Source organism: Pontibacter sp. HSC-14F20 (genome assembly GCF_019599265.1).
GTDB lineage: Bacteria > Bacteroidota > Bacteroidia > Cytophagales > Hymenobacteraceae > Pontibacter.
In genome coordinates this window covers 137,903-160,707 of sequence record NZ_JAHZTC010000002.1, presented here as the reverse complement: position 1 = coordinate 160,707, position 22,805 = coordinate 137,903, and the positions used below count along the sequence as shown (strand labels likewise).

The following is a 22,805-nucleotide window of genomic DNA, read 5'->3' as shown; positions in this document are numbered from 1 at the left end:
GGAGCTATACACCCTCATATACCTGATAAAACTATGGAAAACGTGATAGAATACCTGGACGAATCGCTTGTTCCGCTGGAAGAAAAAGTAAAAGAGTACCTGCATGTAGAGCGCGATATCCGGCTGCTGGAAGTGGAACTGCTGTCGCTACAAAGCATGAAACCTGACTTTGATCCGGAGCAAAACACGGAGCACCAGTTGACCAACCAGCAACCGCAGAACGCCCTGAACGATAAAGAGCAAAAGCTGAACGACCTGCTCGAAAAGTACAAAGGATTACAGCAGGAGGTAGTGGGTATGCTGCCAGAGCAGAATAAATTTGTGGAATTGAATTTAGGCTATGGTCCAAGTATGGTGGGTTATTTTACAGTGGACCCTGAAACCCGCACACCGCTCGAAGAACCTGTGCTGCGCGTGGTCCATTAATTTTAGTATCTTTGACGCCTTAATCTTTGAGGTCCTTAATTCAGGACTGTCAGAGACTAATCTAAACCGTAACCACCTGCATGGGCCTACTTTTCTTTTACCTTTTTTTATCTATTGTATTATCTTTCATATGCTCTTTGCTGGAGGCGGCTCTGCTTAGCATCACGCCCTCGCACGTGAGCATCGCCAAAGAAAAAAATCCGGCGCTCGGCAAGCACTTACAGGAGTTTAAAGACAACATAGACCGGCCGCTGGCTGCTATTCTTACCCTCAACACATTTGCGCATACCATTGGCGCAGCCGGAGTAGGTGCACAGGCTCAGGTCTTATGGGGAGACCAGTATCTCTCCCTGGTTTCTGCTATTGTCACCATTATCATCCTCATATTTTCTGAGATCATCCCTAAAACACTCGGTGTCAACTACTGGAGGCAACTAACCCCTTTTACGGTAACAACGCTGCGCATCATGATCTACTCTCCTTTGTATCCGCTCATCCTGCTTTCGCAGTTTATTACCAAGCGCCTCAAGCGTGACAAAGACAAAAGTGTGCTGAGCCGTGCCGACTTTACAGCCATGGCGGAGATAGGTATAAAAGAAGGCATTTTTAAGAGAGGTGAATCCCAGATACTGCGCAATGTGCTCCGTTTTAACCAGATTCTGGTGCGCCACGTGATGACACCCCGAACCGTTATTTACGGCGCTCAGGAAGACATGCTGATTGTTGATTTTTTCAAGCAGGCCAAGACCCTGCGCTTCTCCCGGATACCGGTTTACCAGAATAGTCTGGATGATATATACGGCTATGTGCTCAAGGACGAGGTGCTCTCGAAATTAATCGACAACCAGGGCAACCTGCCTTTGAAAAGCATTAAGCGTGATATCGATGTTGTAACCGAATACATGCCTATACCTGAGCTGTTCAGCCGATTGCTTAAGGAGCAAAACCATATTGCGCTGGTAGTGGACGAATATGGCGGCACGGCCGGCATCGTCACCATGGAGGACATTATCGAAACGCTGTTAGGTATGGAGATCATGGACGAGATGGACAACGTGGAAGACATGCAGAAATGGGCCCGCGAAAACTGGGCGAAAAGAGCCAAAGGCATCGGGTTCAAAACAGAGTAAACAGCTGCTCTGAATATATCAGACTCAAAAAAACTCCCTGCCATCTGTCAGACAGCAGGGAGTTTTTCTTTATTTATTGAGTCAATCTTAATGAAACTGTTCTTCTTCCGTAGAGCCCACCAGCGCAGCTGTAGAAGCCGTACCTGACGTGACAGTATTCTGGATAGCATCGAAGTAAGCCGTGCCGACAAAAGACTGGTGCTTCACAGCCTTGAAACCTTCTTTCACCAGACCAAACTCCCGCTCCTGCAACTCAGAATAACCTGCCATACCACGTGCTTTATAAGCCTTGGCCAGTTCGAACATGCTGGTGTTGAGCGCATGGAAGCCGGCCAGGGTGATGAACTGGAATTTGTAGCCCATCTGCGCCAATTCTTCCCGGAATGTTTCCATTTCTTCCACACTCAGTTTGGCAGCCCAGTTAAAGGATGGTGAGCAGTTATAGGCCAGCAGCTTGCCCGGAAATTTGGCATGAATGGCTTCTGCAAATCTGCGGGCCTGCTCCAGGTCCGGCGTAGACGTTTCCATCCAGATCAGGTCGGCATAAGGAGCGTAGGCCAGCCCCCTTGCTATACCTTGTTCGATTCCGCAATTCACGTGGTAGAAGCCCTCGCTGGTGCGTTCTCCGGGTATGATAAACTCATGATCGCGCGGATCGATGTCGCTGGTGATCAGGTTGGCGGCATCGGCATCGGTGCGGGCAACAAGCAATGTCGGCACGCCCATTACATCAGCTGCGAGTCGGGCTGCCACCAGTTTGTTGATGGCCTCCTGCGTGGGTACCAGCACTTTGCCGCCTAGGTGTCCGCACTTTTTGGCGCTCGACAACTGGTCTTCGAAATGAACACCGGCAGCCCCGGCCTCGATCATCATCTTCATCAGTTCAAAAGCATTCAGGTTACCACCGAAACCAGCCTCCGCATCGGCCACGATCGGCACCAGCCAGTCAATTTCTCCCTCGCCAGTCACGCTTTGGATCTGGTCGGCACGCAGTAGCGCGTTGTTGATCTTTTTGATCACTTTCGGTACGCTGTCGGCCGGGTAGAGGCTCTGGTCGGGGTACATTTGTCCGGCGAGGTTGGCGTCGGCAGCCACCTGCCAGCCGCTGAGGTAGATGGCATTGAGGCCTGCCTGCACTTCCTGTACTGCCTGGTTGCCCGTCATCGCACCCAATCCGGCCACATAGTCCTCGGTATGCAGCAGACACCACAGTTTCTCTGCCCCGTTGCGGGCCAGGGTATACTCAATTTTAACGGAGCCCTGCAGTTTCACAACTTCATCGGCAGTATAGGGTCTTTTTATACCTGCCCAACGCGGATTTACGAGCCAGTCTTGCTGGATTGCCTGAATTCTTTCGGTCTTTGACATAATTATAGGAGATTGAGAAGTAAGAGTTAATAAGTTTAAGTGTTGTGAAATTTGGTTGTCAGGAGTTCCGGGTTCAGACTCTGAAGTGTAGGATTGAGAAGGGATCAGCTTCCATTTATGATTCGTTTCAATCCTCAACTCCCAAACTTCAATCAATGTATTTATAGGCTGGTAGCGTCAGGAAATCGACAAAACAGGTAGAGAGTACGAGCTCGGAGAAAAGCTGGGAGGCGCGTTCGAAGTGACAGTTTTTAAACATGGCTAATCCGACTTCTGCTTTGATGTGTTCGGTCTCTTCCTTTATCAGTTGCAGCATACGTGCCTCGGTGATGGGCTCGCCTTCGGCGGTACGGGTGTCTTTGTGGTGCAGCCACTGCCATACCTGCGCCCGGGAAATCTCGGCGGTAGCAGCATCTTCCATCAGGTTGTGAATTGCCGCTGCACCGGTGCCGCAGAGCCAGTTGCCGATGTAGAGAATGCCGACGTTGATGTTGAGTCGCAGCCCTTGTTCTGTGATTTTGCCTCCTGTTATCTCGAAGTTGAGCAGATCTTCCGCCTTCACATTCACATCTTCCCGTAGCACTTCCTTCTGGTGCGGTTTCTCACCGAGCACTTTATCAAATGCCTCCCGTGCGACAGGTATAAGATCCGGGTGTGCTACCCAGGTGCCGTCAAAACCATTACTAGCTTCGAAGTTTTTATCGGCTTTCACTTTCTCAAAGGCTGTTTTGTTCACGGCTGGATCGTGACGGTTTGGGATGAAGGCCGCCATACCCCCCATGGCATGCGCGCCGCGTTTATGACAGGTCTGCACAAGCAAATCAGTGTAAGCTTTCATAAAAGGCACTTGCATGGTGATGGCCGTACGATCCGGGAAAACGACATCAGGCTGGTTGCGGAACTTCTTGATAGCGCTGAAAATGTAATCCCAGCGGCCGGCGTTGAGCCCGACAATATGCTCGCGCAATTCATACAGAATTTCATCCATCTCGAAGGCAGCCAGGATGGTCTCTATTAGCACCGTCGCTTTGATCGTACCGACAGGTATAGCCAAAGCCTCCTGCGCCGCTGCAAACACATCGTTCCACAAGCGGGCTTCTAAGTGACTCTCCAGCTTGGGAAGGTAAAAGTAGGGCCCTGAGCCACGGGCAAGCAGCTCTTTCGCGTTATGGAAGAAGAAAAGGCCGAAATCAAACAAGGCAGCTGAGATCGGCTTGTCTCCTATCAACAGATGTTTTTCAGTCAAGTGCCAGCCTCTGGGGCGTACCTTCAGCAGCGCTACTTCTTCTTTAAGCTGGTATACCTTGCCGTTCTGATAGGTGATGGTGCGGCGCACGGCATCGTAGAGGTTTAGCTGCCCCTGCACCACGTTTTCCCAGGTAGGAGAATTTGCATCTTCAAAGTCAGCCATGAACACATCAGCCCCGGAGTTCAGCGCGTTGATCACCATCTTGCGGTCCACTGGCCCCGTAATCTCCACGCGGCGCATTTGCAGGTCGTCAGGTATAGCACCTACTTGCCAGTCACCTTCCCGGATCGCTCTGGTCTCCGCCAGAAAATCAGGTTGCTCGCCGGCATCTATCCGCTGTTGCCGCTCTGCTCTTGCTTTTAACAGTTCTACTCTTCGGCTGTCGAAGCGCTCGTGTAGCATCACAAGGAACTCTGCGGCTTCAGCTGTCAAGATTTGCTCTGCACCATTAACAGGTACTCCTTTCACTTGGGCTATGTTCTCTACTAACATACTTGTAAATTTGAGATGATAAAATGTGGTTTGAAAATCTATACGCGAACATTTTACTTTTGGCGAATTTTCGCTAAATAAAAATTTTATGTTTTTAGGAAATAATCGCAAAAGCACGTTTATTAGCATAAAGACTAAGAAAAATATTTTTGATGAGGCTAAAGGAAGATGTTATCCGGCTTATACTCGGACTGAAAATCAAACAGTTAAGAGCAGAAAAGAACATCTCGCTGACCGACCTGGCCACGAGCACAGGTATATCGGTGTCGTACCTCAATGAAATAGAGAAGGGGAAAAAGCATCCCAAGCCCAGTAAAATTGCCATTATAGCGGATGAACTGGGCGTGACCTACGACTACCTGGTGTCGCTGCAGTTGAGCAAACGCCTGCAACCGGTGGGGGAACTGCTTCAGTCAAACATCCTTTCGGAGTTGCCACTGGAGCATTTTGGTCTGGATGTGAGCCGTTTACTCGACCTGTTTGCCACGGCTCCGGCCAAACTGAGTGCTTTTGTGAATACTTTGCTGGAAATCTCCCGCGCCTTTGATCTGCGGGTAGAGCAATTCTATTTCTCAGCCCTCCGCTCCTACCAGGAACTGCACGACAATTACTTCGAAGAACTGGAACTTGAAGTGGAGCGCTTTATGGAGGCGCATGGCATCAGCCCTGAGCATACGCCATCCTTCGCGCAGCTGGCAGGTATAATGGAAAATTCATTTAACATAAAATTAACAACAGAGACATTTAATCAACACCCTGACCTGGCCCCGCTTCGTTCTATTCACATACCTGGTGGGGCCCCTGTGCTGTTGCTTAACCCGAACCTGACAGAGCAGCAACGCGCTTTTGCGGTGGCCCGTGAGATTGGCTTTGAGGTGCTGCAGCTGAAGCCTAGGCCCCACACCTCCACCTGGGTGAAAGTGGGTTCGTTTGAAGAAGTGCTCAACAATTTCAAGGCCTCATACTTTGCGGGAGCTTTGCTGCTCAACCGCGACCGCCTGGTGCAGGACATGCAAACGTTTTTTTCGCAACCGACCTGGCAGCCAAACCTCCTGTTGCAGCTCATGGAAAACTACAGCACCTCGCCCGAAACACTGCTGCATCGCCTCACTTCGCTCCTGCCACGCTTTTTCAATATCAAGCAGCTGTTCTTTCTGCGCTTCTACCACGATATAAATTCTGACAGCTTCTCGCTCACCAAAGAGTTGCACCTTTCAGGGCTGCACAACCCCCATGCCTCTTTCCTGAACGAGCATTACTGTCGCCGCTGGATCTCACTTACCCTGTTTGAAGAGTTGGAGAGGCAGAAACTAGCCGGCAAACTCGATCAGCCGCTGGTAGGTATACAGCGTTCTTCTTACATTAACTCCACCAACGAATACCTGGTACTCGCCCTGGCCCAACCAACAGAAAGCCTGACCGGCACGATCAGCATTGGCCTGCTTCTCAACGAGAACCTGCGCCGCAAAGTCCGCTTCCTGGACGACCCGGCCATTGTGCACCGCTACGTCAACGAAACCTGCGAACGCTGCCCCGCCCCCGACTGCCTCGAACGCGCTGCCCCACCCGTAATTCTGGAGAAGCAGTTGTGGCAGGAAAAGGTAATGCAGACGCTGGATGGGTTAGAGGGATAAAGTAGGGTTTATAGTTCTATTTGCAAGATTAATATCCCCTGCTCCCTTCGAAGGGGGAATTGTTGGTACTGTTAGTTCTTTAAGTAAGCTCTGTAGCTAAGGTTTCGTGTGCACGGCTAGCCTGCCCCTTCCGAGAGGGGAATCTCTATTACTGCCAGTTGTTAGGTATAGGCTTCGTGGCACATACCCCTGGCAGGTATAACAAGACTAACCTGCACGCTAGCTACGAAGGTATAGCTCAGCCAGGTGCACCTTTTGACACTCCACTGTTGGGGGTGAAGGGGTCCCCCTGTCAAGAGCGTTCAGCGAGTGGGGGTAGGGGGCCTTGATTTGGAGGGTCTTGACTTTTTTGCCTACTGGGGCTAGGGGCCTCGATTTTTTTCTTTATCGAGGGCTCCTACCCCCATCAAGGAAAAAAGTAGGTGCCCGCCGCACAGGCGAAGCAATGAAACAGCTCAGGTAAGATATAGCCAAAGGGTGTCTAAGCCAGGTATAGGTATAGCCATTCAGCTAGCTATACCTGATAAAAGGGCCAGAGGCCCCACTATAGCAGACAAGAGCGAGAATGCTCGCGCCATGAAGCTATACTGCAACAAACCTGTATCCATCCCAAACAGCAACCATTTAAAGGAAAATCCGATATCGCTCTAATCAGATTTCACTCAAAAACCCTATCTTCGGGATTAGATTCCTCACCCTGCCCATGGCCCAGTTTATTTTCAGCCAGACTACCGTTACACAGGAGTTTCATGCTCCGCTTTCGCTCTTCGAGCTGCACCAGCAGATTCGGGAGGAACTGGAGCTGGCGTTTCCGGAGAGTTACTGGGTGGTGGCCGAGATATCGCAGGTAACGCCGGACCGGCGCAAAGGCCATTGCTACCTTAACCTGGTCGATAAAGGCGATAATCCACGCGGCGCCATTCAGGCGCAGGCACGTGCTACGATCTGGAGCAGCCGTTTCCAGATGCTGGGGCGCTATTTTGAGGAGAAAACCGGGCAACCGCTCAAAGCCGGACTTAAGATCTTGTTTCAGGCGCAGGTGCGTTTTCACGAACTTTACGGACTGAGTCTTGATATTGTCAACATCGACGCTAACTATACCATAGGCGACTTGGCACGGCAGCGACAGGAAACGCTGAAGCGACTGGAGGCGGAGGGATTGCTCACAGCCAACAAAGAGCTGGAAATGCCATTGGTGCCGCAGCGACTGGCCATTGTATCGTCGGCGACGGCGGCAGGTTACCAGGATTTTATCCACCAACTCGAAAACAACAGCTACGGCTATACCTTCGACACACGCCTTTTTCCGGCTACCGTGCAGGGTAATGAGGCGCCAAATTCCATTGTTAAAGCCATGGACCTGATTGCCAGGTATAGCCACCTGTTCGACGCCATCGTGATCATTCGCGGGGGCGGTTCGCAAACGGACCTGGGTTGTTTTGACGATTATAAGGTAGCTGCTGCCATCGGTAACGCTCCACTGCCCGTGCTAACAGGTATAGGGCATGAGCGCGACGAAAGTATAGCCGACCTCGTTGCCCATACCCGCCAGAAAACGCCAACAGCTGTGGCTAATTACCTGCTGGATAAAGCGCTGGCTTTTGAAACAGAGGCTGAAGGATTGTTTGACAGTATTTACATGTTTGCCAGCCAACAGCTTCGTTTCACAAGCGACAAGTTGGAGCGGCAGAGCCTGAAAATATCGAACCTGACCAACAGCTTGCTGCAGGAGAACCGGGAGCAGCTGGAACATTTTTCCAAAAGCCTGCTGCTCAAGCCAAAAAGCTTCCTTGAGAACCAGAAACGCCAGTTGCTGAACTCGGAGAGGTTGTTGCAGGCCAACACCAAAGACCTGTTGCACCTGCGCGGAAAGGAACTAAGCGAGCTGACGGTTTGTGTGGAAGGTATAGGCCAGCGCTGGCTGCACATGAAGGAGCAGGACCTGAACAAGCTCGTACATTGCATTGAAACGGAGGCCAAGGATAAGCACAAATGTAGTCAGCTTAGCTTTGTAAAATGCAGTGACCGTCTCCAGTACAGTGTCCAGAAAAAACTGAGCTCCGACAGCCACAGGCTCGACATGCTCGAAATGCGCATCCAGGCCAACGATCCGGAAAAGCTTTTGCTGCGCGGCTATACTTTAACATTGATCAATGGCAAGATCATCAAGCACCTGGGGCAGGTAAAAGAGGGAGATGTGATCGAAACGCGCCTGCAGGACGGCAGAGTGCACAGTTTAGTTGTAACTACAGACAAAGATGAATAACAAAGACATAAGTAAAATGACTTACCGCGAGGCCACTCAGGAACTCGAGGAAATCCTGCGGGCCATCGAAAGCGACTCCGTAGACGTGGATGAACTCACCCAGAAAGTACAGCGCTCTTCCCTGCTGATCAAATTCTGCAAAGACAAGCTGCGTCATGCTGAGAATGCCATTAACCAGGTATTCAATGAGGAGAATTGCGAAGAACCGGCATCGAAACCTGAGAAAGGCGGCTCTGGCGGTGGCACTTTATTTCAGTAAGGTATAGCAGACCAACCCATGAAAAAGTCTGCCCTCATCCTGATCGTCCTACTGATCAGCTTGATCATTTACAACGTGACCAACATTGACTTTTCGGACTCGCTAACTTCTGTACCTAACCAACATGTGTCCATACGTTTGGTCGCCAATGTGCTGGTGCTGTTTTCGCTGGTTTACAGTTACCGCAGGTATAGCAGAAGAACCGAGGACAGCTGACAAATTACATTAGCGCACCCAAAACGAAAATCCCCGGACTGTAACGCAACAGCCGGGGATTTTTTGCTTCACTATAACTCAGATTACAACAATTCTTTCGGGAGCTTTTTCTGTTTTAGCCCTACCAACCTCGAGAGTAGTTTCCGGGTTTCTTCGCAGCTATCGAGGTGGTATTTTGCCACGGAGTGCGTATTGCCGATCTTCACGGTATAAGCTTCGCGCGGCATCGCTTTGAAAATATCTTCATCGCCCCAGTCGTCACCAATAGCGAGCACAAAGTCATGCGGGAACATGTTGAGCCAATAGCCGGTGGCTTTGCCTTTGCTTACCTCTTGGGCTTTCACCTCCACAGCCATTTGTCCGTCGAGCACCTGCAGGTTGCTGTTGGTGGCCAGGAAGTTAAGGTGGCTCACGAGTTCGCGGGCACGCAGTTCACCCAAACCGGTTTCCACACGGCGGTAGTGCCATACCAGGGAGTACTCTTTCTCTTCGATAAATGAGCCCGGCGTGCGGTCCACGTATAGATCCAGGATCAGGCGGATATCGCTTTTCCAGTCATCGATCAGGCTGGTCATGGTTTGCCAACCGGTGCCGCGCTGCTTTATCCAAACGCCGTGCTCAGCTATGAGGTCGATGTTCAGGTGGCCCAGCCAACGCTGCATGTTGTCTTTCTCGCGGCTGCTTATCACCACTACCCTATTTTTGGAATTGCTGCTCAACACCTGCAGTAGTTCCAGTAAGTCTTCGTCAGGCGCGGCCATCAGCGGACGATTGTGATAGTCGACCAGAGCACCGTCATACTCCAGGAAGAACAGGCGCGAACTGGCCTCCTCGTAAGAGTTGCTTAGCTCTTGGTAAGTGGCCTCGTCGAGGTAAGTCGTCGCCATGGACAGTTGCTTGATCTTCACGTAAGAGAGGCGGTCCATGAACATGCTCACCCAATGGTGGATGTTATACCTGCGCAGCGATTCCTGCATGTTCTGCATGTGCTGCTTCTGCACTTCTTCCGGCATAGTGAGGGCCGTGTGCAGCGTTTCTACCATCTGGTTAATATCGTTGGGGTTGATCAGAAGCGCCTCGGAAAGCTCTTTGGAAGCGCCCGCCATTTCGCTCAGAATCAACACCCCGGTTTGTTCAAGCTTGCTGGCCACGTACTCCTTGCAGACCAGGTTCATACCATCGCGCATGGGCGTAACCAGCGCCACATCGGCCATGCGGTAAAAAGCAGAAAGTGTTTCGAGCGGATAAGAGCGGTAGAAATATTGTATCGGGTTCCAGTTCATGTGGCTATACTTGCCATTGATGCGGCCCACCAGCTCGTCCACTTCCTCTTTCAGCTCTTTGTATTTCCCCACAGCATCGCGCGACGGCACCACCAGCATCACCAGAGTTACCTTTTCGTGGAATTCCGGATAACGCTCCAGGAACAACTCAAAGGACTCCAGGCGCTGCGGTATACCTTTGGAGTAGTCGAGGCGGTCGATCGAAAGCACAATTTTTTTGGAGTGCAGGTTGTTGCGGAAGATCTTCTCCCGTTTTTTTACTTCCTCGCTGTCAGCCGTCTGCTCGTACTTTTCATAGTCAATCCCCATCGGGAATGAGTCGACGAGCAGAGAGCGTGTACCTGTATTGATCCAGCCATGCGTGCTGCCGTGGCCCACCAGGCGGTTGACCGAGCTCAGGAAGTGGCGCATGTCGTCGTAGGTATGGAAACCGATCAGGTCGGAGCCCAGCATACCTTCCAGCAGTTCCTTGCGCCATGGCAGGAGTCGGAAAACTTCATAAGAAGGAAACGGAATATGCTGGAAGAAGCCGATGGTGCTCTCCGGTAGTTTCTCGCGCAGCATGGAGGGTAGCAGCAGCAACTGGTAATCGTGTACCCAGATTGTGTCGTCGGGCTCGGCCACTTTCATCAACTCGTCGCAGTACTTCTGGTTTACCTCTACATAGGTTTCCCAAAGCTGCTGCTCGTAAATGGCATACTGGCTGAAATAGTGGAAAGTAGGCCACAGTGTTTCGTTGCTGAAGCCCTCATAAAACTCTTTTATTTCTTTCTCGGTGAGAAATACAGGGTGCATGTTCTGCGCGTTCAGGTTGTCGACGATCTGCTGTTGCTTCGATTCCTCTTCGACTACCATGCCCGGCCAACCAATCCAAAGGTTATTCTTTTTCTTGTAGATAGAGCCTAATCCTGTTGCGAGGCCACCCTCGCTCGGTTTAAAATCAAGCCGCCCCTCATGTTCCTGTAGCTTCACAGGGAGACGGTTTGATACAATAATCAGTTTCGCCATGCGATTATACCTTATGTCTGGCATCTGCGGCAGCCAACCCAGGGTGTGAGCAGGCTGCATTCAGGGTCCGGATTATAAAAAATATGCTTTGTCAAATTATGGTACTGGCAATCTTTATAGCATACGGATATAATTGTGCGCACGTTTTAGCTATATAGTAAAATTAATATGAAATAAAATCACTGCCTGACATTGAAGTATTTACCATACGGCGTAATCTCCTTCTCTATACCTCAAGCTTTGGGCATACCTGTAATTGCGTTACCATATCCCCGAAAAACTTACTATCTTTATACAGGAGCATCACCCGGAAGCTTTGCGTAAGGTTCGGGTATCTCCGGATCAGGAAACCATTTCTGGTCGCACGCAGTAACAGCTTACACATTAGCCAAAGAACAAACCGCCCCATGGATTACTTCAAAGGAATTGACCCTGAAATTGTCAACTGGGTCATTATACCTGCCCTTATTTTTCTGGCCCGCATTATCGATGTTACCTTAGGTACACTCCGAATCGTTTTTATCTCGAAGGGCGACAAACTGGTTGCCCCGCTTCTCGGCTTTCTGGAAGTATTGATCTGGCTGGTGGCCATCACGCAGGTGATGCAGAACCTGAGTAATTTCGCATCCTACTTTGCCTGGGCGGCCGGTTTTGCTACTGGTAACTTCCTGGGGCTGCGCATCGAACAAAAATTGGCGCTGGGCCAGGTGGTGGTGCGTGTCATCACCGTCGACTCGGCCGAGCAACTGATCGATCGCCTGGCTGGCCGTGGCTACCGCCTCACCGCCCTCGATGCCAAAGGCACCCGCGGCAAAGTGAACCTGCTCTTTATGATCGTCAAGCGCAAAAAACTAAAGGAGGTCATCCAGATTATCCGCGAATATAAGCCCAACGCCTTTTACTCGATTGAAGACGTACGTTCTGTTTCCGAAAACACAGTACCCAACGACGAAGGCAAGCGCAAGCTGAATATCTGGAAACATTTTCCGCTGCGGAAGGGGAAGTAGGAGTCTATACCTGCGGATGTCAGGTATAGACTCGTAGTCGATGTAGTTTCTTTGGTATACCGGGTCCAACCACCCCTACCTCTCCTTGTCCAAAGCGGGGAGCCTGTAACGGTTATTTCTCAGGTATAAGCGTTATTGTTTCAGTTTTGTCACGAGTCAATTGCAGGTATAGCAAGACATCCTTGCACGCTGGCTACGAAGGTATAGCTCAACCAGGCGCACCTAAATGACACTCCACTGTTGGGGGTGAAGGGGTCCCCCTGTCAAGAGCGTTCAGCGAGTGGGGGTAGGGGCCCTCGATTTGGAGAGTCTTGACTTTTTTGCTTACTCGGGCTAGGGGCCCTCTATTTTTTCATCCAGAAAAAAAGTGAGTGCCAGCCGCACAGGCGAAGCTATAAAACAAAACTAGTTGCTAAAGATAAAGCTGTTGCTACAGAGCAACACAGGTCGCTATACCTGTAATTGCAGTTGCTAAAAAGCAAAGTAACTATACCCTCCCATACCTGGGCGAGAAGCCCCATGAGCGTGGACCCTCCCGCCATGTAGCTATATCCGCCATCCAAGCAATAACAAAAAAGAGCGCCTATCCATACCTGAACAGACGCTCTCTTATCGAGGAGATTCCCCATCAAAGAATATACTCCAAACGGACTACACCGGCTGATACTTAAAATACACCACCGCCATTGGTGGTAACTTCAGCACGATGGAGTAAGTGTGTCCGTGGAAGGAATCAGGTATAGCCTGCAGCGTGCCGTGGTTATGGAAGTTGCTTCCACCAAAGAGACTGTCATCGCTGTTGAATACCTCAACCCAATTGCCTCCCGTCGGCACACCAAGGCGGTAGTTGTCGTGAACACCAGGGGTGAAATTGCAAACCACCAGCAACTGCTCGTCAGGCCGCTCCCCTTTGCGCAGGAAACTGATCACACTGTTATGGGCATCATTAAAGTCAATCCACTCAAAACCTTCCGGGCTGAATGCTTTGCCGTAAAGAGCTGGCTCTTCCCGGTAGGTATGGTTTAGTGCGCCGATAAGCTTTTGTATACCTGCATGGTAACCGTACTCCAGCAAGTGCCAGTCCAGGCTGCTGTCGTGGTTCCACTCGCTGCTTTGTGCCAGTTCGCCGCCCATGAACAGGAGTTTGGCACCCGGGTGGGCGTACATATAGGTATAGAGCGCCCGCAGATTGGCAAACGCCTGCCATTCGTCTCCCGGCATCTTCCGGATCAGAGAGCCCTTGCCATGCACAACTTCATCGTGCGAGAGCGGCAGCATGAAACGCTCAGTGAAAGCGTAGATGATACTAAAAGTGATGTCGCCCTGGTGATGTCTACGATAGATCGGGTCTTTAGAAAAATAGGTGAGCGTGTCGTGCATCCAGCCCATCATCCACTTCATATCGAAGCCCAGCCCGCCGTCTGCAACTTTGCCCGTCACCTGCGGCCAGGCCGTGGACTCTTCTGCAATCGTGAGTGTTTCCGGGAACTGCGTATGTACGGCCTCGTTGAAATCCTTCAGGAAGGAGATCGCCTCCAGGTTCTCACGTCCGCCAAACTCGTTCGGGATCCACTCGTCGTGTTTGCGGCTGTAGTCCAGGTATAGCATAGAGGCCACGGCATCTACACGCAGGCCATCTACGTGGTATTTATCGAGCCAGAACAGGGCATTGCTGATCAGGAAAGAGCGCACCTCGTTGCGACCGTAGTTGAAGATGTAGCTGTTCCAGTCCGGGTGGTACCCCTTGCGCGGATCGGCGTGCTCGAACAAATGCGTACCATCGAAATAAGCCAGACCGTGCTCGTCTGAAGGGAAGTGAGAAGGCACCCAATCCATAATCACACCTATACCTTCACGATGCAGGGCATCAATCAGACACATCAAGTCCTCAGGAGAGCCATAGAGACTGGCCGCTGCGAAATAACCTGTGATCTGATATCCCCAGGAACCGCTGAAAGGATGATACATAACAGGCATGAACTCCACATGCGTAAAGCCCAGGTTTTTGACATAAGCAGGCAGCTCCTCGGCCAGTTCGCGGTAGGTCAGCGGACGGTTATTGTCCTCTGGCTTTCGGCGCCAGGAGCCAACATGCAGTTCGTACACAGAGTAAGGCTGAGGCTGCCCGTGGCGGGACTTGCGTTGCGCCAGCCAGTTCTGGTCCTGCCAGGTGTGGTGCAGGTCGTGCACGACCGAAGCGGTTTGTGGCGGCTTTTCGCGGCGCAGCGCAAAGGGGTCGCTTTTCTCGACATGGTACATGTGGTAGCGGGACCTGATATGGTATTTGTAGAGCATACCTGCGTTCACATCAGGAATAAAACCTTCCCATATACCTGAGCCGTCAGCACGCACCTGCAACTGGTGGCTTTCGCGGTTCCAGGAGTTAAAGTCGCCCATCACGGATACCTGCTCGGCATTAGGCGCCCATACCGCAAAGTAAGCGCCTTTGGTACCCTGCCGCTCCATCAGGTGAGAGCCCAACTTTTCGTACAGGTTGAAATGGCGGCCTTCGCGGAACAGGTAAACATCGAACTCAGACAGGCGGCTGATGTCGTAATAAACCGGTCCGGTTTGCTCCTGCTGCATCTGTTCCATTACCGGAGCAGGTGTAGTCGCCAGCCCCATCTCCTGCGCCTCCTTTTGCTGTGAAATTGACTCCGTCGATCTACCGCGCTTTGCTTTGGCTTCGCTTTGCACAGGAGTTGTATTGGTTGGAGTAGCCTGCGTTGCACGTCCCCGCTTTGGCTTCACCATTACTTCCTGAGCTGCAGTTCCTGGTTGGTTGTCATCCGTTTTGCGCGGCCTCCCCCGTTTGGTGGGCGCTGCGGCAGCCCCCGACTGCACTTCTACAGTGGCTATACCTTCGGTCTTACTGCTTTTCTTTCTTCCTCCGGTTTTGGTTGGCTCCGTGCCCTCGCTCATGGCTGCGCCGGTACCGGTTTCCATACCTGACAGAGGGTTCTGCTGTTTGTTTTCCTGTTCCTTTTTCTTAGCCATTCTGATATTTCCTCATGATGTACTTTATGCCTCTGATCGGGATGAGTACCCAATCCGGACGGTTATTCAGTTCATAGCCCAGTTCATAGATCGCCTTCTCCAGCAAATAGGTTTCCATCAGTACCTGCACATCTTCTTCGTTTTCAGGCACCACACCGGTACTCTTGGCTATACCTAAATAAGTGTGCATGAAGAAACCGCTGGCGTAATGGTACCATTGCTCGGCCCATTGCTCTAGATAATCGCTGTCTTCTTTGCGGAAGCTATCCTGCTGGAACAGGGCATTGTAGGCGGCATAGTGGAACGATCGGATCATGCCCGCCACGTCGCGCAACGGAGAACGTTTCAGTCGGCGCTCACTGAACGAGCGGGCTGGTTCCCCTTCAAAATCGATGATAACGAAGTCGCGACCCGTGAAGAGTACCTGCCCCAGGTGGTAGTCGCCGTGGGTTCGTATTTTCAGGGTATCTATCTTGCGTCGGAAGATCATCTTGAGACGCTCCAGCACCTGCTGGCGCATTTGCAGTACCTCCTCCGCCTCTGCCCGCACGCTATCCGGCAAATTAGGCAGGTGCTTGCGCAGACTGTCAAAATTGCTGCGTACCAGTGAGGTAAGCGACGAATAGAGCGAACGTTGGTAGTGGAGCGAGAACTCTTCGGGTGTAAAGTCTTTGGATTCTGTCATATCGGCCAGCGCCAGGTGCAATTCGGCAGTGCGCTGCCCAAGTAGCTCGATGCGCTCCACAGAGGCGCCTCCCAGCTGCAGCTGCATGTGCTCCGGCGCTTCCGAAAACGGAACAGGCTGTGATAATGTGCCTGTTGTTTCGGCAAGCGGCTCCCTGTCTTTGTGTGTTTGCAGTCGCTCAAAAAAGCGCTTGAGTGAATCCTCCATGTATACCCAGGCATCGCCCTGGTTCGGTACCAGCTCCTGCAGCATCACAAGCACCATGGGCGGCTTGCCGCTTTCCTGGTGCTCCACCGAACCTAAATACATCGGCACGTTCGGGAAGTCCCTGTCGGTGAGTGCCTGCACGATCTCCACATCCGGATTTTGGGTGCGGTCGAGTTTACGGTATACCTTCAGGAAAAACTGGTTATCGTATAGCACCGACGTATTGCTTTGTTCAGCACCCAGTATCTTAGACGTCAGCGGTTGGCCTATTTCTTTTATTTTATTGCCAATGCTGCGGCTGCCGGTACCCACCAGCTCAGTACTATCTACCTTAATGCTCTTGCGTTTGGCCATCAGGTTGAGCAACAGCTGACGGTAGTCCTCAGAGTAAACAGCATCGTATAAAATGCCCTCTTTGCCATCCATGGTCACACGGGCTATTACGCTGTTGGGCTGGGTGGCAATCAGTTCCTCTTCCAGTTCGCCGCTGGCAAATGCAATGGGTAACTGGTAGAGTTCTGGTAATCCTTCGTTGTAACTCACCTCAATAAACAGCAGCGAAGCAGCAAACCGGCCAGCCGTCATCGGCGTGTTGCTGACCACCTGCATGCGCTGTATCGTACGGGCCTTGCCACCGAACCAGCGACGGTTAATCACGTAAGGCGGCAGCACTTTGCTTTCGAGCGTTTTGAGCGACCGGGCAGGTATAGCCTGGCTAAGCGGCGGCAACTGCATGGCAGGCTTTTTCATGTCAAGCCCTTCGCGGCCGCTTACTTCCTGCGGCTGCAGCTCGAACCAGAAATAGCCGTGTGTCCCCAGCGTGAGCACGTAGTGTTCATCTTTTATCTGCGGGAACTTGTTTTTACTGAATACCTCTACCGGCACATAACCTCTGAATTCCGGCAGGTCCAGCTCCACCGCCTCCGGGAAACGCGACAGGTTAGCAACTACCAGTATATTTTCGTCCTGATATGAGCGCACGAAGGCCAGCACTTTAGCATTAGACGGATTCAGGAAACGGATCTCGCCACGACCAAAAGCCTTGTAACGCTTGCGCATGTTGATGACGCGGCGCATCCACCAGAGCAGCGAGTTGGCGTTATGCTGCTGTGTATCCACGTTCACTGACTCATACTTGTACTCCGGGTCGATAATGACAGGCAGGTATAACTTTTGCGGATTAGCTGTTGAGAAGCCGGCATTGCGGTTATCATTCCACTGCATGGGCGTACGCACCCCGTCGCGATCACCGAGGTAATAGTTGTCGCCCATCCCGATCTCGTCACCATAATACACAACCGGTGTGCCACGCATCGAAAACAAGAGCACGTTCATCAGTTCGATCTTGGCGCGGTCGTTGCCCAAAAGCGGGGCCAGGCGGTGGCGTATACCTAAATTGATTTTGGCCAGCGGGTCGCGGGTGTATACCTTGTACATGTAGTCGCGCTCCTCGTCGGTTACCATTTCGAGCGTGAGTTCGTCGTGGTTGCGCAGGAACATGGCCCATTGACAGGTTTCAGGTATAGCCGGCGTCTGGTCAAAAATATCGATGATCGGGTAGCGGTCTTCCATCTTCACCGACATGAACAGGCGCGGCATGATCGGGAAGTGGTAGTTCATGTGGCACTCGTCGCCATCCCCGAAGTAAGAAGCCGAATCCTCCGGCCACATGTTTGCCTCTGCCAGCAATAGTTTGCCTTCATACTTGCTGTCCACATGCGCTCGTAGCTTTTTCAGGAAGTCGTGGGTCTCGGGCAGGTTCTCGCAGTTGGTGCCGTCGCGCTCAAACAGGTAGGGCACAGCGTCCAGACGGAAACCGTCCACGCCCATATCGAACCAGTAATCGAGCATCTTAAACACCTCATGCTGTACATCCGGATTGTCGAAGTTAAGGTCGGGCTGGTGGTGGAAGAAGCGGTGCCAGTAGTACTGCCCCGCCACGGGGTCCCAGGTCCAGTTGCTTGGTTCGTAATCCGTGAAGATGATGCGCACATCCTTGTACTGCTTCGGATCGTCTGTCCAGACATAGTAGTTGCGGTACTTGGAGCCCTTCTTGGCGCGGCGTGCCCGCTGGAACCAGGGGTGCTGATCGGAACTGTGGTTGATGACCAACTCGGTGATTACCTTCAGCCCACGGCGGTGCGCCTCTTTCACAAAAAGCTTAAAATCCTGCATGTTGCCATAGCTCGGATTGATGCTGTAGTAGTCGGCAATGTCGTAGCCGTCGTCTTTGAGAGGCGATGGATAGAAAGGTAAGAGCCAGATGGCCGTTACGCCCAGTTCTTCCAGGTAATCGAGTTTTTGCATCAGGCCTTTAAAGTCGCCAATGCCATCGCCGTTGCCATCCATAAAAGCTTTGATGTGCAACTCGTAGATGATGGCGTCTTTGTACCAGTGGATGTTGTCGTCGAGCAGGGTGTTGTCTTCTGCCATATAGTTTTTTCGTTTTATTCGTGTTTGCCGTGTTCATCGGGCAGCCAGTTGTCGTCCAGACTGTCGTGGCCCATGCCAGGGTTTGCGGTTTCTATTCGGAACACGTGCACCGGCATTTCATGTGGCCGAAGCTCCACGAAATTCCATTCACTGTTCCAGGTATACTTGTGTTCGGTCATCAGGTCGTGCACCATGTACTGCTGGTTAGCATCCATGAGCAGGGCATGCAGCGGCACCTGCACCCAGCCACCCTGCGTGTTGTGGGGGTCCAGGTTCACGACCATCAGCATCCTGTTTCGCCGTTCGCTATCCCACTTGGCATAGCACAACAATTGCGGATTGTCGGTATCGCCAAAGGCGATGTTCCAGGTGGTTTGCAGCGCAGGGTTGACCTGCCGTATCTTATTTATTTTGGTGATGACCTCCCGGATCTTGGTCAGGCGACCCCAGTCCCAGTGCATCACTTCGTATTTCTCCGAATCCCAGTATTCTTCCTTGCCCTGCACGGGTGTGTTGATGCCAAACTCATACACAGGTCCATACATACCATAGTTGGACGAAAGTGTAGCCGCCATCACCACGCGGGTAATGTGCGCCGGTTCGCCACCAGACTGTAGTTCGTGTGGCAGAATATCGGGTGTGTTTGGCCAGAAGTTCGGTCTATAGAAGTCGCGCATTTCGGTTTGAGTGAGCTCGCGCAAGTACTCTTTGATCTCAGCGGCCGTGTTGCGCCATGTGAAATAGGTATAGGACTGCGTGAATCCGATCTTGCCGAGCCGTTCCATCACACGCGGACGGGTAAAGGCTTCTGCCAGAAAGATCACCTGCGGATATTGCTGTCGCACCTCCCGGATCATCCATTCCCAGAATGCAAAGGGCTTGGTGTGCGGGTTATCGACCCGGAAGATATAAACTCCCTGTTCAATCCAGTGAATAACAATGCTCTTGAGTTCGCGCCACAGGTTCTGCCAGTCTTCTGTTTCGAAGTTAACGGGCAGCACATCCTGGTATTTTTTGGGTGGGTTTTCGGCATACTGCACCGTGCCGTCAGGTCGCCATTTAAACCACTGTGGGTGCTCCTTTACGTACGGATGGTCCGGCGAACACTGAATAGCAAAGTCCAGCGCTACCTCAATGCCGTGCTCGCGGGCAGTCTGCACAAAGTGGCGGAACTCATCGAGGTTGCCTAACTCCGGCAAAATACTTTTATGTCCTCCACTCTCTGCGCCGATGGCCCAGGGTGATCCCGGCTCTCCGGGCTGAGAAGTCACTGAGTTGTTCTTGCCTTTCCGGAAAGCGTAGCCAATCGGATGGATAGGCGGCAGGTAGATCGTGTCGAAGCCCATTTCGGCGATGCGGGGCAACAACCGCTCGCAATCCTGAAAGGTGCCGTGGCGACCTGCTTCCTGTGCGGCTGATCGTGGAAAGAATTCATACCAGGTGCTGAAAAGCGCTTTCTGACGTTCCACTTCTACCGTTAGTATTTTGTGATAAGTGGTTACGTTCTGGCGATTGCAGCAGGCGTGCATCAGGTCCGATACGTCTTCGCTGGTAGCCAGTGCGACGGCGTCGGCTACAGATACTGGTTTGTTCAGTTGCTCGGCCCACTTGCGCAGGCGTTTTTGCTGTCCGGGCTTCGCAGTGAGTGCTGATTCTTCCATTAGCTGTGCACCTATCTGCAACTCGACCGTGATATCCTGATTGGCTTCAAATTTCTTCTTGAGTCCTTTCTGCCAGGTATAGAAATGATCAACCCAACCCTGAAGGGTATACTCAAAGGTGCCCATACTCTCGGGCGTGAAAGTCACTTGCCAGTGGTCATTTCCCAGGAACCGCATCGGCACTTCACTCCACTTTTTCTTTTTAGCATGACGGTAGAGCAGCACAGCTTTTACTTCATCATGGCCATCTCCAAACACATCTGCCGTCACTTCAACCTCCTCTCCCACCACCCGTTTGATTGGATACTGCCCACAGTTTACCTGTGGCCTCACGTTCTCGATGACAACCCTTTTGGTTCCTTCCAGTGCTTCCATGTATGCTTTTTTACTGATTTGATGAAGAATAGCTAATAGGTACTGTATGCGCGCGCAATAGGTTTCGGTGCAGAATCTGTCGTTATACCTACAACTTATGTTAAGTGAGCTATAGGATAACTTTGGAACCAGAAAAGATGGAATTGGCCAAAAAAGAACAACCTAATGCCGTATATGCCAGTTAGAAATCAGGCATAAAAGGTTACTTTATGAGCATAACACGAGACTTAGGAGCACATTATACCCCCGGACGAGGCACGCTGTTCACGGTGTGGGCACCGACCGCCGGACAAGTGGATGTGTTGTTAAAAGATAACGATAAGTTAATACCGCTGCAGCGGGAAGCTTTCGGCTACTGGACTGGGCTGAGCGAAGAGACGGGCCCCGGCGCACGCTATACCTTGCAACTTGACGAGGAAATGGAGCGACCCGATCCTGCCTCCCATTTTCAGCCCGATGGGGTGCATGGGCCTTCGGTCGTAGTCGATCATACCGCTTTTCAATGGACTGACAGACACTGGAAACCGCTGCCGCTGGAGCAGTATATTATTTATGAACTGCACGTAGGTACTTTTTCTGAAGAAGGCACTTTTCAGGATGTTATCGAAAAGCTTCCTGAGTTGATTGATTTAGGTATAACAGCCATTGAGCTGATGCCGGTGGCGCAATTTCCGGGGAGTCGTAACTGGGGTTATGATGGCGTATACCCTTCGGCGGTGCAGGAAAGCTACGGTGGTCCGGATGGTTTGAAAAAACTGGTTGACGCGTGCCATGCTGCAGGTATAGCCGTGGTGCTGGATGTGGTTTACAACCACTTGGGTCCGGAAGGCAACTACCTCAACGAGTTCGGCCCATACTTCACCAACAAGTATAACACGCCCTGGGGCAAGGCGCTTAATTTTGACGATGCCCACAGCGACCATGTGCGCAACTTCTTCATCCAGAATGCCCTGCTGTGGCTGCGGGATTACCACATCGATGCCCTGCGCCTTGATGCCGTGCACGCCATCCTCGACACGGGCGCCAAGCACTTTTTGCAGGAGCTACAGGAGCAGGTGGAGCATCTGGAACAGCAGTTGGGCCGTCCTTTCATCCTGATTGCCGAAAGTGACCTGAATGATGTCCGCATCATCAACCCCATAGAAAAAGGCGGTTACGGACTGGCAGCCCAATGGAGCGATGATTTTCATCATGCCGTACACGCGCTGCTCACCGGCGAGGACTCCGGTTACTACAGCGATTTTGGCAAGCTGGAGCAACTGCAGAAAGCATTGCTGCATGGCTTTGTGTATGACGGTATATATTCTGAGCACCGCAAACGCACCTTTGGCAGCGATGCTACGACTAACCCCGCCCGGCAATTTGTAGTCTGCTCCCAGAACCACGACCAGGTGGGCAACCGCATGCTCGGCGAGCGACTGACCAAACTGGTTTCCTATGACATGCTCAAAGTGGCGGCAGGACTGGTGCTCCTCTCCCCTTTCACCCCCATGCTCTTCATGGGCGAAGAGTATGGCGAGGAAAATCCATTCCTGTACTTTGTGAGCCACTCCGACAAAGACCTGGTTGAGGCCGTGCGCAATGGACGCAGAGAAGAGTTTTCGGCTTTTGCCTGGCAGGGAGAAGCGCCGGACCCGCAGTCGGAAGAGACGTTCAACCAGTCGAAACTGCAGCGCACCTACAAACACAGCGAGAAGCACCGCCAGTTGCGCGATTTCTACAAAGCGCTGATCAAGTTGCGTAAGTCAGCACCTGCGCTGTCCCACCCGGACAAAACCCACCTGCATGTTTCAGCCGACAGCCATACTCAGGTGTTGCACCTGATTCACTCAGGCGAGAGTCCTTATCTTTATACCTTATTTAACATAAATAATCAACCACAAAAAACAAGTATGGTCAAGGAAGTAGGTGCGGCCTGGAAGCAGGTGCTGAGTTCGGCTGAAAGCAAGTATGGTGGCGCAAGTATGGACTTGCCGCAGGAACTCCATGCCGGTCAGGAAATAGAGTTGCCAGCCGCTTCTGTTACCGTATTCCAAAGCAATATTATTCTATGAAAAAGACAGCAGCAGGTATAGCCTTTACCAACAGCGGGCCTGCCCGGCTTATCAG

At 51.8% G+C, this 22,805-nt stretch carries 14 protein-coding genes; 8 read left to right on the top strand and 6 right to left on the bottom strand.

The genetic code is table 11. The features are described from left to right. Window positions 1-33 precede the first annotated feature (33 nt). Both K3G39_RS03290 and K3G39_RS03285 read left to right on the top strand, forming a co-directional pair. Entirely contained in the window at window positions 34-426 is a 393-nt protein-coding gene (locus tag K3G39_RS03290) for a hypothetical protein (RefSeq protein ID WP_220624745.1), read from the top strand. 80 nt (window positions 427-506) lie between these two features. Further along, on the top strand, window positions 507-1,556 hold the full coding sequence (locus tag K3G39_RS03285; RefSeq protein ID WP_220624744.1) for a CNNM domain-containing protein: 1,050 nt from the start codon (window positions 507-509) through the stop codon (window positions 1,554-1,556). An 87-nt stretch (window positions 1,557-1,643) separates the two neighbouring features. Here K3G39_RS03285 and aceA read toward each other — a convergent pair whose 3' ends face one another. Both aceA and aceB read right to left on the bottom strand, forming a co-directional pair. Continuing rightward, the gene (gene aceA / locus K3G39_RS03280) at window positions 1,644-2,924 is read right to left on the bottom strand and encodes an isocitrate lyase (RefSeq protein WP_220624743.1); all 1,281 of its coding nucleotides are present in this window, start codon (window positions 2,922-2,924) and stop codon (window positions 1,644-1,646) included. 148 nt (window positions 2,925-3,072) lie between these two features. Continuing rightward, the gene (aceB, locus tag K3G39_RS03275) at window positions 3,073-4,665 is read right to left on the bottom strand and encodes a malate synthase A (RefSeq protein WP_220624742.1); all 1,593 of its coding nucleotides are present in this window, start codon (window positions 4,663-4,665) and stop codon (window positions 3,073-3,075) included. Between the two features lie 152 nt (window positions 4,666-4,817). Between aceB and K3G39_RS03270 the strand changes: the two genes are divergently transcribed. The 4 genes from K3G39_RS03270 to K3G39_RS03255 all read left to right on the top strand — a co-directional run bounded on the left by K3G39_RS03270 (window position 4,818) and on the right by K3G39_RS03255 (window position 9,040). Then, entirely contained in the window at window positions 4,818-6,299 is a 1,482-nt protein-coding gene (locus K3G39_RS03270) for a helix-turn-helix domain-containing protein (RefSeq protein ID WP_220624741.1), read from the top strand. 703 nt (window positions 6,300-7,002) lie between these two features. Next, window positions 7,003-8,565, top strand: a complete 1,563-nt coding sequence (xseA, locus tag K3G39_RS03265) for an exodeoxyribonuclease VII large subunit (protein WP_220624740.1) — start codon at window positions 7,003-7,005, stop codon at window positions 8,563-8,565. Beyond that, a complete protein-coding gene (gene xseB, locus K3G39_RS03260; protein ID WP_220624739.1) occupies window positions 8,558-8,824 on the top strand; it encodes an exodeoxyribonuclease VII small subunit in 267 nt (88 codons plus the stop codon). Before xseA ends, xseB begins: the two co-directional genes overlap by 8 nt. Before the next feature lie 18 nt (window positions 8,825-8,842). Continuing rightward, window positions 8,843-9,040, top strand: coding sequence for a hypothetical protein (locus K3G39_RS03255; RefSeq protein WP_220624738.1), 198 nt, complete (start codon window positions 8,843-8,845; stop codon window positions 9,038-9,040). An 83-nt stretch (window positions 9,041-9,123) separates the two neighbouring features. Here K3G39_RS03255 and K3G39_RS03250 read toward each other — a convergent pair whose 3' ends face one another. Then, window positions 9,124-11,331, bottom strand: a complete 2,208-nt coding sequence (locus K3G39_RS03250; RefSeq protein ID WP_220624737.1) for a bifunctional alpha,alpha-trehalose-phosphate synthase (UDP-forming)/trehalose-phosphatase — start codon at window positions 11,329-11,331, stop codon at window positions 9,124-9,126. A gap of 407 nt (window positions 11,332-11,738) precedes the next feature. On the opposite strand from K3G39_RS03250, the gene K3G39_RS03245 reads away from it, so the two are divergent. Then, on the top strand, window positions 11,739-12,338 hold the full coding sequence (locus K3G39_RS03245; RefSeq protein ID WP_220624736.1) for a DUF2179 domain-containing protein: 600 nt from the start codon (window positions 11,739-11,741) through the stop codon (window positions 12,336-12,338). Window positions 12,339-12,989: 651 nt separating this feature from the next. Here K3G39_RS03245 and glgB read toward each other — a convergent pair. From glgB to K3G39_RS03230, 3 genes are read right to left on the bottom strand one after another with little or no spacing between them, the layout of a single operon-like run. Continuing rightward, complete coding sequence (gene glgB / locus K3G39_RS03240; protein WP_220624735.1) at window positions 12,990-15,335, bottom strand: 1,4-alpha-glucan branching protein GlgB; 2,346 nt, start codon at window positions 15,333-15,335, stop codon at window positions 12,990-12,992. Beyond that, window positions 15,328-18,660 carry a maltose alpha-D-glucosyltransferase gene (gene treS / locus K3G39_RS03235; RefSeq protein WP_220624734.1) on the bottom strand — a complete coding sequence of 1,111 codons (3,333 nt, stop codon included), beginning with the start codon at window positions 18,658-18,660 and terminating at the stop codon, window positions 15,328-15,330. The genes glgB and treS overlap by 8 nt, the downstream gene beginning before the upstream one ends. Before the next feature lie 14 nt (window positions 18,661-18,674). Then, window positions 18,675-20,696 carry an alpha-1,4-glucan--maltose-1-phosphate maltosyltransferase gene (locus K3G39_RS03230; protein ID WP_220624733.1) on the bottom strand — a complete coding sequence of 674 codons (2,022 nt, stop codon included), beginning with the start codon at window positions 20,694-20,696 and terminating at the stop codon, window positions 18,675-18,677. A gap of 209 nt (window positions 20,697-20,905) precedes the next feature. On the opposite strand from K3G39_RS03230, the gene treZ reads away from it, so the two are divergent. Next, the gene (gene treZ, locus K3G39_RS03225) at window positions 20,906-22,750 is read left to right on the top strand and encodes a malto-oligosyltrehalose trehalohydrolase (protein WP_220624732.1); all 1,845 of its coding nucleotides are present in this window, start codon (window positions 20,906-20,908) and stop codon (window positions 22,748-22,750) included. Window positions 22,751-22,805: the final 55 nt, after the last annotated feature.